The following is a 14,534-nucleotide window of genomic DNA, read 5'->3' on the forward strand; positions in this document are numbered from 1 at the left end:
GAGGCATCACATAGCGAAGGCGATCGCCATGACAAGCACCAGAGTCGCCGAACACCAACGACCTCACCAGCCCTGACCTAACCGCCGCGAATCGTCAACCGGACAACGCTACGCGAGGACAGCGGATTCTGGAGCTGCCATCAGGTCAATGACCATGCCTTCTTTCGCCACGACGCTATTGGGAAACTGCTCCGCTGTGTCTTGGGCAATTTCGTCCATAAAGTCATCATTGTGGAGCGGGTCATGGTGAAAAATTACCAACTGTCTGACGTTGGCGGCTTTGGCGACTTTCACGGCCTCTTGCCAAGTCGAATGGCCCCAGCCCACTTTGCTCGATTTTTCGTTGTTGTATTCGCTGTCGGTATAAGTCGCGTCATAAATCATGATGTCGGCGTCCTTGGCGAGCCGCACCACATTTTCATCCAGCCGATCAGGAAAATGCTCAGTGTCGGAAATGTAAGCGGCGGCTCGACCATTCCAGCTCACGCGATAGCCCACGGCTTCACCGGGATGGTTGAGCAACAGGTTTTCCACTTTGACGTCGCCGAGTCCCACCACTTCGCCGACATCGATATCACAGAATTTCATGTCAGCACCCATAATTTGGAGCGGTACTGGGAAATTCGGGTGCAGCATTTGATCATTCAAGCGTTGTTCAATGGTGCTGCCATTGGGGGCGATCGCCCCATAAATATTAATCTTGTTGCCGGGGACGAAGGCCGGCACAAAAAAGGGAAAGCCCTGAATGTGATCCCAGTGCGAGTGGGTGAAGAACATCGTCACGTCCAGGGGCATTTCAGATAGCAGCTTTAATCCGAGTTCTCTCAAACCTGTACCGCCGTCGAAAATCAGCAGCCTACCACCCACCCGCATCTCAAGACAGGAGGTGTTGCCGCCATAGCGCACAGTATGAGACCCAGGACAGGCAATACTGCCACGGACTCCCCAAAAACGGACCAAGAACTGGTTTTCTGTATCAGACATGGGTGTGTTGCTTCAAGAGTTGGCAAGTCGCTGCGAAAGCTGCTCCGACACTGACCATTAATATGCCCTAATGGTATTGAAAATCTCGAAAGTCTGCTTAACCAAAGTTTTGCCCAGGATAATTCTAGCGAATCGGTTTGTGGGGAATCTTTACAAACCCGGAGGGATCAATCTAAAGGGCAGTCTAGTCACCTAGGTTAGTTCATGATTTCACCGTTCCGTCTGACGAATCAGGACGAAGTGGCGGGCGATCGCATTGAGCCTGCCAAGCTTGTAGCTGCATCATGCCCAGATGGGAGGTGAGGTTGTATTGCAGGGGCGTCATGGTGATCCAATTGTCTTGAATCGCGAGGACATCCGTTGGCATCTGCGCTAGGGATTGGAACTGCGGCAGTTGCTGTAATTTTTCCGCCAATAGCTGATAGCTGTCTTCATCATGGGCCACTGGTTCTAGCACTTCCCCCGATAACCAGTAATAGGTTTTGCCACGTGGATCGACCCGCTTTTCGAACATGTCGATGTAGCGGCGCACCCCCTGACGCGCAATCACACAGCCCGGCATATCCGCCGCGGCAACCGGGGGAATGTTGATATTCAGCAGCATGGGCTCGGGTAACGGCTGGGCTTTGATCGTCTCTAACAGTGCTTGCGCAAACTGGGCAGCGGGGGTGAAGTCGCGGGCCGTAAAACTGGTGAGGCTGAAGGCGATCGCGGGAATGCCTTCAATGACCCCTTCCATCGCCGCCGAAACCGTACCGGAATACAACACATCCGTCCCCAAATTAGCGCCTTGATTAATGCCTGATAACACCATGTCCGGCGGACTGTCGAGAATTGCTCCGAGAGCCAGTTTCACACAATCAGACGGGGTGCCAGAGCAGGCCCAAGCCTGGATCTCGGGATGAAAAACGCCTGTGATCAACTCAGCCCGAATGGGGTCATGTAGGGTCAGACCATGGCCAGTGGCCGAGCGCTCGCGATCAGGGCAGACGACCACCACTTGGTGTCCGGCAGCAGCAAGGGTATCCGCCAGTGCCCGAATGCCCATAGCAAACACACCATCGTCATTGCTAATCAGTAGTTTCATACAGCCTCAATCCGCCTCTTTCACATCAACCAGTTAGCGCTCACCAGCGCCTTAATTCTATGGGGAGGTGCACGGACGCTAGGTGAACTGACTGACCATGGCTGGTCGGACGCCCTCACTGATCGCCGTTGTCTTGAACCCGGCGATCGCGCCCCCAATACAATAAAGTGGTTAAAGTATTCCCGCTGAGGCTTGATGGCTGGTCACAGTTGCCGATTGTCCGTCAGTGTGTCACTGCTGGCGAGGAAGGCGGCTGGTGGCGATCGCGTCCTTAGCCAACTGTCGCTGTTATTAAGCGTTGGCTACCTCTAGCTGTCGTCGATTTTGAAGTAGTACCTGGCATGACCCCACCTTCCGCAAGTTTAGAAGCCGATTTGCAAACCCTCCAGGCTGCGGGCGAGGCCGCGATCGCGACCGCCGACAGCCTGGAGGCATTAGAAAAGATTCGCCTAGACTACTTGGGCAAAAAGGGCAAAGTCTCCAAAGTCTTAGGAGGCATGGGCAAACTACCGCCAGAAGATCGTCCCCGCATTGGTTCACTGGCTAACCAAGTTAAAACGGCGATTCAAACTGGGTTGGATGAGCAGAAAACCCGGCTACAAGATGCCGCTATTCAAGCGCAGTTGGCCGCCGAAACCCTTGATGTCACCATGCCTGGGGTGTATCAGTCCCAAGGGCGCATACACCCGATCAACAGCATTATTGACCAAATCACGGAAATTTTTGTCGGGCTAGGCTACACCGTGGCCAGTGGGCCAGAAGTTGAGTCCGACTATTACAACTTCGAAGCGCTGAACTTTTTGCCAGATCACCCCGCCCGTGACATGCAAGACACGCTGTATTTGCCCAACGGCGATCTGCTGCGCACTCATACCTCAAACATTCAAATTCGCTATATGAAGGAGCATGAGCCGCCTTGTCGCGTGCTGGCGACGGGCCGCTGCTACCGCCGCGACACCGTGGATGCTACCCACGCTGCCGTTTTTCATCAAATCGAATTTTTTGCCATTGACAAGGGCATTACGTTTACCGATTTGCGGGGCACCATTCGCGCCTTCATTGATGCTTTGTTTGGCGATATTCCTATCCGCTTCCGCCCCAGCTACTTTCCGTTTACCGAGCCCTCAGCTGAGGTAGACGTGGAATGGAACGGTCAATGGCTGGAGGTCTTGGGCTGCGGCATGATCGACCCCAATGTGCTGGAAGCCGTGGGCTATGATCCAGAAATCTACACTGGGTTTGCCGCTGGTTTGGGGGTTGAACGATTGGCAATGGTGCAACACGAAATTGATGACATTCGCCGCCTTTACAGCAGCGACCTGCGGTTCCTCCAGCAGTTTTAGGGCAAATAAATACCGGCGGCGAGGCTGGAGGTGCGGTTGCCGGGCCAATGGACTCGCTTTATGCCACCCCAGATTGACCGGTGAGTTGTCGCAATCGCAACGATGACAAGTGCCTTAACTGGGTAGGTGCAACTGCTGCGAGATGACGATGACAGCATCTTTCAGGTTATCCACAATGAAGTCGGGGTCGTAGGTGGCGAGCCGATCGCGATCGCGAATCCCACTCAGCACTGCCACCACGGGCAAATCATGGGCTCGCGCCGCCGCAATGTCCGCTTCAGTATCGCCAATCATCCAGGTTTCAGAAGCGGTCGGCAATTCGGCCAGGGCTTTCTCCATCAGGCGGGTTTTCTCAACCACGTCGTGGGTCTTCACGTACACATCTGGCAAGCAATAGCGCACGGAGGACGGGAAAAAGTGGGCAAGGTCAAACTTCTCCAACGCAAAGTTCAGCGCATACTGTCGCCGCATGGTCACCACGGCCAAGTCACTGTTGAGAGTTTGGATATGCTGCAATGCAGCGATCGCATAGGGGACCGGGCAATCATATTTGAGGTAAGCGTGACTGTGGACGGTCTCTCGCCGCAGCAGGGCAAATCGTCGGGCTTGGTCGTCGTGCAATCCTGAAATCGATCCAATTTGCCGCTCGGGCACCTGCGCTCGCTTGAGCCGCCAAAACTCTTGCTTTGACAAGCAGGTGACTGACTGATGAGGCTCCTTGGCTTCTTCCAGACAGTATTGATAAACCTGGTAGTACCGTTCTGACACATCCATAATTGGCCCGTCAAAATCGGTAAAAATGCGCAACATCGTGGGCAACTAACCTCAAAGCGGTAAGCGATGAACAATTATCAGTATCAATAGCATCAATGAAGAATTATTAAGTGACGGTCTTGTGTCCATTCTGACATCTCATTGATCTGCCTTCATCGCCAATTGTGATCCAATTTGGGAATCATGCCGGTTGCCGTCCGCTGCCGACAGGCGGTGGTCACACCCCAGGATGAGGTTGAGGAGCGGGCGATCGCCCGCTCCTCAACCTCACCACCTTCTCCCCAAAACAGCGGGGCAGAACGATACAATTCATAAAGTTAAAGCCGAGAAAAATCAGTATGTTGCGGAAAACGTCCCTCGGGAATGTGTTGCTAGTGGTCGGTGGAATCCTGACCATCGTTGGATTTGTCGCCTACTTTCAAGCAAATGCGACGCTCAACTTGGCCGGTTTTTTCTACGGGATTCCCGTATTGCTGGGGGGTTTGGCATTGCGAGCGGCGGAACTAGAACCGACGCAATATTCCCAAGAGACCACGCCTGATGTGCTCGCCCTGAGAGAACAGCAAGCCACCCCGACTCAAAATCAGGTGCGTAGCGACGTGACCCGCTATCGCTACGGTCAAGCAGCGCATTTAGACGAAGTACTTGAGCGGTTGGGCCTGTCTCCGACGGATGAACAACGGCCAGAATTGGTGGCCGTGCGCGAGGAATCAATTGATGGTGCTTATGCGCTGGTGCTGGAATTTGATTCCCCATTTATTGCCCTCAGCACTTGGCTGCAAAAGCAAGACAAAATTGAAAAGTTTTTTGGCCCCGATATCCGGGCTGAAGTAACGGAACCGCAGGAGAAAAAAGTCGAGTTAGCGCTGATTACGGTCGCCACACCCGAGCCTGTGGAAACGGTTTCGTAGCCAGGACGGTGAATCGGGCGGCTGTTGGCTCCCCATGATGTTGCGATCGCGTTTATTTTCCCTAACTCATGTCTTTAATTACCGTCCGCCCCGAGGGACTGTATTGCGAAGCCGGAGATTTTTACATCGATCCCTGGCGACCAGTGAAAACGGCGTTAATTACCCATGCCCACGCGGATCACGCGCGATCGGGTTCAGAGCAGTATGTGGCAATGGCCAGCGCCGAGGGCATTTTGCGGAGGCGTCTCGGGGCGAACATTGCTTTGAGAAATGTCGCGTATGGCGAAAAACTAAAATACGGCGATACCTGGGTCTCTTTCCATGCCGCTGGCCATGTGCTGGGTTCAGCGCAGATTCGAGTGGAACACCAAGACGAAGTCTGGGTCGTGTCGGGGGACTACAAGCGGTGTGCGGACCCTAGTTGTGAGCCATTTGAAGTGGTGCCTTGCAATACTTTCATTACTGAGGCGACGTTTGGCCTGCCAATTTACAAGTGGGACAGCGGCACCGCCACAGCACGGCAAATTTATGACTGGTGGCAGGCCGATCGCGATCGCCCTTCAATCCTCTTTTGCTATGCCTTTGGCAAAGCCCAGCGGGTGCTGAGCGAACTCACTCAGTTCACCGATCAGACCGTGTATGTGCATGGGGCGATCGCGGCGCTGAACGACATCTATCGTGCCCAGGGCATTCACATGGTGCCCACCGTGAACACCGCCGATATGCCCAAAAGCCACAAATACCGGGGTGACTTGGTGTTAGCCCCCCCTTCGGGCCACCGCTCCAGCTGGATGAAGCGCTTCAAATCACCGCAGACGGCCTTTGCCTCGGGTTGGATGGCCGTGCGCGGCGCGCGGCGGCGACGTGGCTACGAGCGCGGCTTTGTCTTATCCGACCATGCGGACTGGTCGAGCTTGATTCGCACCATTCAAGAAACGGGGGCGCAGCAGGTTTACGTTACCCACGGGCAAAACGATGTGCTGTCCCGTTATTTGCAAGAGGTTTGCCATATCAACGCGCACCCCCTAGACACCTTATTCGAAGGTGAGGGCGACATCTAGCGTTTGGGAGTGGAGCCGCTTGGCAATCTTTACCGTTTCTGAGCCGTCTGATGGCAACCCCTGGGCAGGTTTGCCCCCAGCCGTTGAGCTACGGTCTGACCCGCATCAGCGGCTGACCAAATTCTACGGGTTGAGAATTCTCTACTAAGATCTCGACAATCTCGCCAGAAACTTCGGCTTCCAGCTCGTTCATCAGCTTCATTGCTTCGATAATGCAGACCGTTTGCCCCGTCTGAATGCGATCGCCAATTTCCACAAAGGAAGGTTCTTCGGGGGCGGGTGAACGGTAAAACGTACCGACCATCGGCGACGTAATTTCCAGAAGATTGGAGTCGGCTGAGGGGGGTGGCGTAGGTGGGGTCGCAGTAGGGGCAGGGGCCGCATCGGGCATGGACACAGTCGCGACCGGAGCCGTGACTGACTGCTCTTGGGCAGGCACCGCAACGATTGGGGCAGTAGCCGGGGCGATCGCGCCCTGCTTGCGAAGCGTTAGCTCAAAATCGGCCCCCTTTAGGGTCAATTCTGAAATATCGGTTTGACTGAGTGTCGTCACCAGCTCCCGCAGTTCACTGAAATTTAGTTCCACTATCGCATTCCCTACCAACAAGATACAGTCGCCCAAAGTTGAGGGCGGGGGTGAGCCTGACGACTCGTGCTCTAAGACTCCCGCCCTAAGTAAGAGTCGTTACGGGTATCAACTTTGATTTTCTCGCCAATGGAGATGAACAACGGCACCATTACCTGCGCCCCAGTTTCCACAATGGCGGGCTTAGTGCCCCCAGTGGCGGTGTCGCCTTTCACCCCCGGGTCAGTTTCGGTCACTTCCAGCACCACAGAAGTCGGCAGTTCCACCTCGAGAATCTGCTCGTTCCATCGGATCACGCTCACTTCCATCTCTTCTTTGAGATATTTAATGCGATCGCCGACCTGCGCTTCGGTCATGCGCACTTCTTCATAAGTTTCCATATCCATGAAGACCAGGTCTTCACCATCCCGATAGGTGTGCTGCATCACCTTTTTCTCGATGTTGGCTTGGGGGACGGTCTCACCAGCGCGAAATGTTTTTTCCACTGTGTTGCCGGTTTGCACGTTTTTGAGCTTCGTGCGGACGAAGGCCGAGCCCTTGCCTGGCTTCACATGCAGGAATTCGGTGACCTTCCAAACTGACCCATCCAGTTCAATACTGACGCCCGTACGAAAGTCGTTGCTGGAAATCATAACGCTCGCTACCCGTGGCTCTGTGAATATCGGCACCTCATTTTACCGCTCAGTCGTCAACTTTCCCGAATGCTTCTGGAGATGCCCGTGCTATGGCAAGATCAAAAGCGTTTGCTGAATATGACGCTTTGCTAGCCTTACCTATGCATTTATTTAATCGATGGTTGTTTTGCCTGGTTCTAGGCATGGTGTTTTGGGGCGGGGGACTCGCCGCCGTTCCTCCAAGCGCTGAGGCCGCCCCCATGCCCGATTCAACCTTGGTGGCTTATTTGCCACCGGGCAACGCCGTGACCGATGGGCGAGCCCTGTTGCGCTACTCACTACCGATCGACAATCAAGATATTCGAACGATTCAAAAAGATTTAGAGGGGCTGTCAGAGTGGCTACGGAGCAAGCGTTGGGGACCGATTATCCGTGACACCCAAAAAATCGATAAGTTGATTGGCCGCCGCCGCGACAACATCCTGGGGGATGTGCCCGCCGAGCGTCAGGTGCTGGCGGCGCAATACCTTGACGAGATTCGAGCCGGGTTGGCACCGATGATCGAAGGCGCACAAGCCAAAAACCGCGAGACGGTTTGGTTGCAGCGCGGCGACCTGCTCGAAAAAGTCGGGATCATTGAAGAAATGATGGTCACCGACTTCCCCTTTGAGGTACCCGCAGAATACAGCAACCTGCCTCAGCTCAAGGGCCGCGCCACCGTTGAGTTTGAGACTAACAAAGGGACACTGCTAGCAGTGATTGATGGCTACTCTGCACCGGTGACGGGGGGTAACTTCATTGACCTGGTGCAGCGCGGCTTTTATGACGACATGCCGTTCATTCGGGCCGAAGACTTCTACGTGCTGCAAACGGGGGATCCCGCAGGGCCAGAAGAGGGATTCATCGATCCAAAAACAGGCGAATATCGGGCCGTGCCCCTCGAAATTTTAGTCAAGGGCGACGAAGAGCCGATCTACGGTGCCACCCTGGAAGAGTTGGGACGCTATCTCGATGATCCAGTATTACCCTTCTCGGCTTTCGGCGTGATGGGCTTTGCTCGTCCCCCCAATGATGTGAACGGCGGTTCTTCTCAATTCTTCTTCTTCCTGTTTGAACCGGAATTAACGCCCGCCGGGCTCAACTTGCTGGATGGCCGTTTTGCGGTGTTTGGCTGCGTTGTTGAGAATAAGGAACTCTTGGAGGAATTGGGACAGGGCGATCGCATCGTTTCTGCCACCGTGATCGACGGTCTGGAAAACCTCGTACAACCCACAACTTAGGGAGTCATTTTCATGGATCAGCCGACTGTGGCTGAACTCGGTGAGCTGGAGTTGCTAAGGCGGCTCCAGCCTTTTTGTGAGGCTGCCTTATTGGGGGATGATGCAGCGGTGTTGCCCCCACGATCGCAGGCCACCGTCATCACCACTGACATGCTGGTCGATGGCGTTCACTTTAGCGATCTCACTACGCCCCCCCATGCCATTGGCTGGCGGGCGATCGCCGCTAACCTATCGGACTTGGCCGCCATGGGGGCAGTCCCGACTGAGATCACCGTTGGGCTCGCGCTACCCGGCACCACCCCCGTCCCATGGGTCGAGGAAGTCTATCAGGGGATGCACGCTTGTCTCCAGCAATATGGGGGCAAAATTGTCGGCGGCGACCTGGTGCGATCGCCCCAACCCGTCCTCGCCATTACCGCTTTAGGGATAGTCGCCCCTCAGCGGGTGATTCGCCGCGATCGCGCCCAATCGGGACAGGTCATCCTCGCGACGGGGTGGCACGGGGCCGCGCGCGCGGGACTGGAACTGCTGTTACACCCAGAAACGGCAACGCCGCTCTCTGAGCGCGATCGCCAAGCCTGCATCCAGGCCCATCAATATCCGGTGCCCCGATTAGATGTGGTGGCTTTGTTTGAGGCTCTGGAAGATTCTGAATTTGAAGCGATCGCGGGCATGGACAGCAGTGACGGTCTGGCCAACGCCGTGCTCTGGCTCTGCCAAGCCAGTGGAGTGGGAGCCAAGTTGATGCGATCGCGCTTGCCCTTGCCGCCTGCTTTGACGCCCTGGCTCAACGACGCCACCGCTTTGGACTGGTGCCTCTATGGGGGCGAAGACTTTGAGTTGGTGCTGTGTTTGCCCGCCGACACCGCATTGGAATTGTTGTCTGTGTTGGGGCCAGCCGCCAGCATCATCGGCACTGTGGAAGCAGGCTCCGACGTGGTGCTGGTAGACGATGTGGGCGATCAGCCCGACCTCACGCTGACTTGGGAAAGCTGTTTTCAGCATTTTTAATCCAGCTAGGCTGCCAGTGAGGGCCGGGAGCCGCCCATTAGCTTTCGCGCAACACGTACCCCACACCCCGCACCGTTTGGATCAACCGTTTGTCATTGTCGCTGTCAATTTTGAGTCGCAGATAGCGCACATAGACCTCAATCACGTTCGAGGCACCGACAAAGTCGTAACCCCAAACGTTTTCCAAAATTTGCTCCCGCGCCAACACCTCTCGCGGATGCTCCATCAGATAACGGAGCAATTCAAATTCCTTGGTGGTCAACTCGATCAGGCGATTGTTGCGGGATGCGGTGCGGGTGCCCACATCCAGCGTCAGGTCAGCAAAACGCAGTTGCTCCGCCGTGGTGTCACCCGGTTGTAGATAAATCTGCACAATTTTCAAAAAAGCATCGGCCTGGAAAGGCTTCAGACAGTAATCGTCTGCTCCGGCCTCTAGGCAGGCAATGCGATCGTCCAACGTATCCCGCGCCATCAGCATGAGTAAGGGCATACAAAACTGCTCACTACGTAGCTTTTGGCAAACCGCGAGCCCCGATTCACCCTCCAGCAGGCGATCAATGATGATCAGCGCCGGCCGCGATCGCTGTGCTTGGGCCATCCCCTGCTTGCCTGTAGTAGCCGTGCTCACACCATATCCCGCCTCGACCAAATCATGACTGAGCCGATCGGTGAGATCAGCATTCGCGCAGATCAGTAAAACCTGAGGCACCGCATCAATCGCATTACTATCCATAACTGCTAGGACTCCCAACCCGGTTGGTAATGATCATTCAACCTGTCATGCGGGCAATCGCGACCCAGCATGTTCGGGTCATCCACAATTCAGCCATTCATAGTAGCTGAGTTATGAGATCTGCACCATGGGCGATCTCAGTGTTCGAGAACAGGCTTGAAACTAAGATACCTGCTAGACCAAATTTCGCCGCCGCTCAATTCTCAAAGCGAGAAGGTTGGGCAAAGTCGAAACCGGGTTAATAAGTTTAGGGATACGATTAGGCGGCAGAATCCTGAACAGCGATCGCCATCCCTTAAGGCAATTCCACCGAGGTCGGCTTGGCAATGTGCGGCAGCCCCCAGCCTAATTTCTCACGTAGGACTCGAAAGAACTCGGGCGACCCTAGACGAATGAACTTGGCGGGATAGGGCGAGGGTTCCGTCGCCACCCAATCTTCGGGCATCACATAGGAACCGGCATTACCATCCACCACCATGACTAACGGGTCAGTATTCGCCGCGGTGATTTTCACCGGCTCCGAATCAGGGAAGACGATACCACGTGACGCCAACGAATGCGGACAGATGGGAATCAATTGGGTCACGGATACCCCTGGCGTAATCACCGGACCACCCGCCGATAGCGAATAGGCTGTAGACCCCGTGGGCGTCGAGATAATTACGCCATCCGCCGCAATATCGACTGGCGCATGATTGCCCACTGACACCTCAAAATGGCACATGCTGGTGAGCGGCTCGCGATGCAACACCATCTCATTCAGACAGAGCGCTTCCCAGACAGTGTGGTCGGCATGGCAAACCTTGACCACAATCATGGAGCGTTCTTCGACGCGGTAATTGCCCGCCAACACCTGCTCCATTGCCCTGGGCAACTGATTCAGATATGCCTCCGTCAAAAAGCCCATATGCCCGGTGTTGACGGTCAGTAGCGGAATACCAGCCGGAGCGACTTGGCGAAAGGCGGATAAAACTGTACCATCACCGCCTAAGACCACCGCAAATGCCATGTCTTCGTCAAAGTGCGGTGGAATCAGGCTATCAATGGGCGTGTGACAAATCGGGCCGGTCGGACTGGAATATCCCAGCAACCCCCCTAAGCCATTAGCCATGTGAACTTCACAGCCTTTCATGACCAATTTTTCACGCCAGAGTTCAGCCGCCTCTTGAGCGGCTGGCTTCATATCATTGAAAATAATCCCAACCTTGGGCACGCGTCACGTCCAGAGGGTCTAAACAAAACTTGAGTGGCTACCTGAAGGTTGCAGCCGCTCGTTGGCAAAACCAAGCCACAATTGTAATTGCTGCTGTGATTCACCTATCTCATTAGGCTACCGCCTTTTTTGCCTGGTTGCTGAGTTGTAGCAAAATTCCTTCTGCAGTCGATCGCCGCCCGACCGCCCCCGAAACGCCTCTCTAACATCGCCGGACGCGAAGACTGGGAACATTGCCGATGCCACTGGGCGTCGCCCCATCCGCCAGGAGCGCAGCCCGTTCGACTGCTCTTCCAGCCAGCGGCGATCGCCGTTTCACGTTTGCCCCGTCGTCCCCGCTGGACGCTGAATGATTTCCTCCAGTACCCGTTGCCGGTTTTGGGGATCGACGCCAATCAGCCGCACATACTCATCAGGAAAACTGACTAAACAGTGCTCCAGCGCCGCGATCGCTTCGTCCGGGTTTTGCGTTTTGATCGTGGTGCAACTCTGCCAGGAATTGGTGCGAAATCGGCGCTGATCCACATGTTCCGCACTAATGCGATAGCCCTGCTGCAATAGCGACTGCACCTGGCGCACGGTCTCGGGTGACAACGCCGCAGTCGGCCCCGATGGCGGGGGCGATGACGGGGTGACCGCAGTCGGGGCATTCCCTGTACTTGATTCAGGAGTAGTGTCGGGTGTCGCCTCGTAGGCACGATAGAAACTGGCGGGAGGTGGCGACGCCGTCGGGTGAGCCGGCGATCGCTCCCGCAAGGCCCGGTTATATTGATCCGCCAACCGCATTTCTTGCAGGTAGCGCTGCTCGTTGACCATCTGCTGCCCGACTTGTAGCAGGTGCTCCAAGGAAAACTGTGGCTGGGGAAAATGTAGGGGTTCCGCCGCATTCACCACCCGACTCGACACCTGTTGAATGCCGACAGCATGAATGAAGTCGCGCACCTGCTCGTCATAAATGCGCGCCCGCAGCGCCCCGTAAAAATCGATCGCCTGTTGGGGAAACGTATCCACCAGTTGCTCAATCGCCGCTGCTCCCAGATTGTCAGGGGCAAAGATGCCGCCCACAATGCCGACGCGATCGCGGCGATCGGGCTGCCAGTAAAACTTTTCCATGCGGCCATCCCGCACGAGGGGTTCATACAGGGTGGCAAAGTCATTACCCGTGACAATGACTGGCACCCGTTGAACAGGCTTGTCATCATAGCTGCCGGGCAACTGCACATTCGTCGGATTGTCGGCAATATTCATCAGCGTGTTGTTCACCAACTGGGTGTTGACGGTATATTGCGTCATCGCGTCAAACCGTCCTGCCCCCGCATCCAAGTCGTTGATCATCAGCACGGCCATCACGCCCCGCACCCGCACCAGTTCCGCCGCTTCGCGATAGCGCAGACGAATGAGCCGGGCCGGATCGCCCGCATCGGGACTTTCTAACTCGCCACCGGAGATGTGAACGACTTCAATGCCCATCTGCTCGTAGACCAGCTCGCACTGAAAGGTCTTGCCTTCGCCTTTACGTCCGTGGACACCCAAAATTACCGGCACTCTGACCCCATCGAGGTTGAGGTAATTTTTGGTGATGTGAACCGCGAGTTTGTCCAAAAAGCGCGGCGAAATGTAGTAATTCATGGGCCATTGAAAAGTCAGGCGATCGTCATCCGCCGGTCAACACAGCAGACTTACCCATTATCCAGGGTGAATGACACGCAATGAGCGGTCATTGCCGGTATTCAGTCGCGATTTATTCCACTAAATGATGATCCATGGCAAATCGCACCAGTTCAGCTCGGTTGCTGGTGTCGGTTTTGCGCAGCAGGTTAGTAACGTACTTTTCAATCGTACGGGGACTGAGGAAGAGGGTCGCGGCAATTTGCGCGTTGGACATGCCTTCAGAAAGCAAATCTAAAACGGACTGCTCGCGATCGGTCAACGAAAAATGATCGGCTAGCACCGAGCCTGGCATGGGTAACAAGGGCGACGGAGCCGCAACTGGCAGGGGTTCTGGCACTTGCTGATATTGCAGCCAGGCGGTTTGAATGAGCTGCGATCGCGCTAGCAGATTTTTCACCACAGCGCCCACTTCTGGCAGCTCAAACGGTTTTTCAATATACACGTCACAGCCCGACTGGTAGCCCTGCACCCGCTCTTGCGTCTGGGTACGCGCCGTCAAAAAGATGACCGGCAAGAGCCGCCAAGCGGGTTGCTGCCGCAGACTCTTGAGAAAAGCAAAACCGTCAATGCGCGGCATACTGATGTCGGTGATGACGAGTTGTGGCTGAGATTGGCTAATCAGTTCCAACGCTTGCCAGCCGTCTTCGGCCATCACGACGATGTAGCCCTCTAGCTCTAGATAATCTTTTAGCGAGAGTCGGATACCCGCGTCATCGTCTACTACTAGAATTGTGAGTGGCATAGGCTTGAGCAGCGCAGCAACAAATCGAACGCTAAATAATTTCCCTTATCTACAGGCTAAGGGCTAGAGATAAGCTTCTTGTGTATTTGTTGCTGAAGTTCAATAAACTTTTTGTCGCATGATAATTGCATGAAAGGGTGAGGACGCGATCGTGTCCTCACCCTTTCGCCGATTTACAGGCAGCCAAAAAGGCCCCAAAGCTAGCAAAGATACAGTAGTCAGATGTCAAGTTGGGTGAGGCTCTTTCCTGTAATCAGGATCAAACGGCTGTCCTTTCTTCACCACGGCTCAGGCTGAACGTCTCTGCAAATTTGGCCTAGATACCCTCAAGACCATTTTTAGAATGAAATAGCTCTGGCATCCTCCTGCTTTCTCCTGCGGCTCACACCGCCGCTGATTCTGCCTGGGGGCGATCACGCTTTTGCAGCAGGTAGTTTCCCCCAGGTTGCTGCCCTCTTGGTCAGTAGAAACGCGGCAGGTACAAAGTACAGGGCCAGCAGCGTGGCCCCAGAAATACCCCCCGC

At 55.1% G+C, this 14,534-nt stretch carries 15 protein-coding genes; 5 read left to right on the top strand and 10 right to left on the bottom strand.

Annotation, left to right across the window (positions count from 1 at the left end; all coding sequences use genetic code 11):
* Nucleotides 1-108: 108 nt before the first annotated feature.
* Both JUK32_RS04380 and surE read right to left on the bottom strand, forming a co-directional pair.
* Nucleotides 109-984 carry an MBL fold metallo-hydrolase gene (locus tag JUK32_RS04380; protein WP_204137635.1) on the bottom strand — a complete coding sequence of 292 codons (876 nt, stop codon included), beginning with the start codon at nucleotides 982-984 and terminating at the stop codon, nucleotides 109-111.
* Nucleotides 985-1,186: 202 nt separating this feature from the next.
* Nucleotides 1,187-2,071 (bottom strand): 5'/3'-nucleotidase SurE, encoded by an 885-nt coding sequence (gene surE, locus JUK32_RS04385; RefSeq protein ID WP_204137636.1) that lies wholly within the window; start codon nucleotides 2,069-2,071, stop codon nucleotides 1,187-1,189.
* A gap of 341 nt (nucleotides 2,072-2,412) precedes the next feature.
* Between surE and pheS the strand changes: the two genes are divergently transcribed.
* On the top strand, nucleotides 2,413-3,414 hold the full coding sequence (pheS, locus tag JUK32_RS04390; RefSeq protein WP_204137637.1) for a phenylalanine--tRNA ligase subunit alpha: 1,002 nt from the start codon (nucleotides 2,413-2,415) through the stop codon (nucleotides 3,412-3,414).
* Nucleotides 3,415-3,528: 114 nt separating this feature from the next.
* Here the strand turns inward: pheS and JUK32_RS04395 are convergent, their stop codons facing one another.
* Nucleotides 3,529-4,224, bottom strand: coding sequence for an HAD family hydrolase (locus JUK32_RS04395; RefSeq protein WP_204137638.1), 696 nt, complete (start codon nucleotides 4,222-4,224; stop codon nucleotides 3,529-3,531).
* Between the two features lie 116 nt (nucleotides 4,225-4,340).
* Nucleotides 4,341-4,496 carry a hypothetical protein gene (locus JUK32_RS04400; protein ID WP_204137639.1) on the bottom strand — a complete coding sequence of 52 codons (156 nt, stop codon included), beginning with the start codon at nucleotides 4,494-4,496 and terminating at the stop codon, nucleotides 4,341-4,343.
* Between the two features lie 30 nt (nucleotides 4,497-4,526).
* Here JUK32_RS04400 and JUK32_RS04405 point away from each other — a divergent pair, with 30 nt between their 5' ends.
* Both JUK32_RS04405 and JUK32_RS04410 read left to right on the top strand, forming a co-directional pair.
* Nucleotides 4,527-5,099: a DUF2854 domain-containing protein gene (locus JUK32_RS04405; protein ID WP_204137640.1), complete on the top strand. Its 573-nt coding sequence runs from the start codon at nucleotides 4,527-4,529 to the stop codon at nucleotides 5,097-5,099.
* A 68-nt stretch (nucleotides 5,100-5,167) separates the two neighbouring features.
* On the top strand, nucleotides 5,168-6,160 hold the full coding sequence (locus JUK32_RS04410; protein ID WP_204137641.1) for a ligase-associated DNA damage response exonuclease: 993 nt from the start codon (nucleotides 5,168-5,170) through the stop codon (nucleotides 6,158-6,160).
* Between the two features lie 88 nt (nucleotides 6,161-6,248).
* On the opposite strand, the gene accB is transcribed toward JUK32_RS04410, so the two are convergent.
* The gene (gene accB, locus JUK32_RS04415; RefSeq protein ID WP_204137642.1) at nucleotides 6,249-6,746 is read right to left on the bottom strand and encodes an acetyl-CoA carboxylase biotin carboxyl carrier protein; all 498 of its coding nucleotides are present in this window, start codon (nucleotides 6,744-6,746) and stop codon (nucleotides 6,249-6,251) included.
* A 71-nt stretch (nucleotides 6,747-6,817) separates the two neighbouring features.
* On the bottom strand, nucleotides 6,818-7,378 hold the full coding sequence (efp, locus tag JUK32_RS04420; RefSeq protein WP_204137643.1) for an elongation factor P: 561 nt from the start codon (nucleotides 7,376-7,378) through the stop codon (nucleotides 6,818-6,820).
* Between the two features lie 92 nt (nucleotides 7,379-7,470).
* On the opposite strand from efp, the gene JUK32_RS04425 reads away from it, so the two are divergent.
* Together JUK32_RS04425 and thiL are read left to right on the top strand one after the other, a co-directional pair.
* Nucleotides 7,471-8,640 (top strand): peptidylprolyl isomerase, encoded by a 1,170-nt coding sequence (locus tag JUK32_RS04425; RefSeq protein ID WP_239112325.1) that lies wholly within the window; start codon nucleotides 7,471-7,473, stop codon nucleotides 8,638-8,640.
* Nucleotides 8,641-8,652: 12 nt separating this feature from the next.
* A complete protein-coding gene (gene thiL, locus JUK32_RS04430; RefSeq protein ID WP_204137644.1) occupies nucleotides 8,653-9,651 on the top strand; it encodes a thiamine-phosphate kinase in 999 nt (332 codons plus the stop codon).
* Nucleotides 9,652-9,688: 37 nt separating this feature from the next.
* Here thiL and nblR read toward each other — a convergent pair whose 3' ends face one another.
* From nblR to JUK32_RS04450, 4 genes are all read right to left on the bottom strand, one after another.
* Nucleotides 9,689-10,384, bottom strand: coding sequence for a response regulator transcription factor NblR (nblR, locus tag JUK32_RS04435; protein WP_204137645.1), 696 nt, complete (start codon nucleotides 10,382-10,384; stop codon nucleotides 9,689-9,691).
* Nucleotides 10,385-10,679: 295 nt separating this feature from the next.
* On the bottom strand, nucleotides 10,680-11,597 hold the full coding sequence (locus JUK32_RS04440; protein WP_204137646.1) for an NAD(+) kinase: 918 nt from the start codon (nucleotides 11,595-11,597) through the stop codon (nucleotides 10,680-10,682).
* Nucleotides 11,598-11,912: 315 nt separating this feature from the next.
* Nucleotides 11,913-13,226 carry a ribulose bisphosphate carboxylase small subunit gene (locus JUK32_RS04445; RefSeq protein WP_204137647.1) on the bottom strand — a complete coding sequence of 438 codons (1,314 nt, stop codon included), beginning with the start codon at nucleotides 13,224-13,226 and terminating at the stop codon, nucleotides 11,913-11,915.
* 112 nt (nucleotides 13,227-13,338) lie between these two features.
* On the bottom strand, nucleotides 13,339-14,010 hold the full coding sequence (locus JUK32_RS04450; protein WP_204137648.1) for a response regulator transcription factor: 672 nt from the start codon (nucleotides 14,008-14,010) through the stop codon (nucleotides 13,339-13,341).
* Nucleotides 14,011-14,534: the final 524 nt, after the last annotated feature.

The organism is Halomicronema sp. CCY15110 (genome assembly GCF_016888165.1).
In the GTDB taxonomy this organism is placed as follows: Bacteria; Cyanobacteriota; Cyanobacteriia; order Phormidesmidales; family Phormidesmidaceae; genus Halomicronema.

Coding starts and splice junctions, on each gene's coding strand:
- pheS (WP_204137637.1), top strand. CDS start 2,413: ATGACCCCACCTTCCGCAAGTTTAGAAGCCGATTTGCAAACCCTCCAG.
- JUK32_RS04450 (WP_204137648.1), bottom strand. CDS start 14,010: ATGCCACTCACAATTCTAGTAGTAGACGATGACGCGGGTATCCGACTC.
- efp (WP_204137643.1), bottom strand. CDS start 7,378: ATGATTTCCAGCAACGACTTTCGTACGGGCGTCAGTATTGAACTGGAT.
- surE (WP_204137636.1), bottom strand. CDS start 2,071: ATGAAACTACTGATTAGCAATGACGATGGTGTGTTTGCTATGGGCATT.
- thiL (WP_204137644.1), top strand. CDS start 8,653: ATGGATCAGCCGACTGTGGCTGAACTCGGTGAGCTGGAGTTGCTAAGG.
- nblR (WP_204137645.1), bottom strand. CDS start 10,384: ATGGATAGTAATGCGATTGATGCGGTGCCTCAGGTTTTACTGATCTGC.
- JUK32_RS04405 (WP_204137640.1), top strand. CDS start 4,527: ATGTTGCGGAAAACGTCCCTCGGGAATGTGTTGCTAGTGGTCGGTGGA.
- JUK32_RS04410 (WP_204137641.1), top strand. CDS start 5,168: ATGTCTTTAATTACCGTCCGCCCCGAGGGACTGTATTGCGAAGCCGGA.
- JUK32_RS04395 (WP_204137638.1), bottom strand. CDS start 4,224: ATGTTGCGCATTTTTACCGATTTTGACGGGCCAATTATGGATGTGTCA.
- JUK32_RS04380 (WP_204137635.1), bottom strand. CDS start 984: ATGTCTGATACAGAAAACCAGTTCTTGGTCCGTTTTTGGGGAGTCCGT.
- JUK32_RS04445 (WP_204137647.1), bottom strand. CDS start 13,226: ATGAATTACTACATTTCGCCGCGCTTTTTGGACAAACTCGCGGTTCAC.
- JUK32_RS04425 (WP_239112325.1), top strand. CDS start 7,471: ATGGCAAGATCAAAAGCGTTTGCTGAATATGACGCTTTGCTAGCCTTA.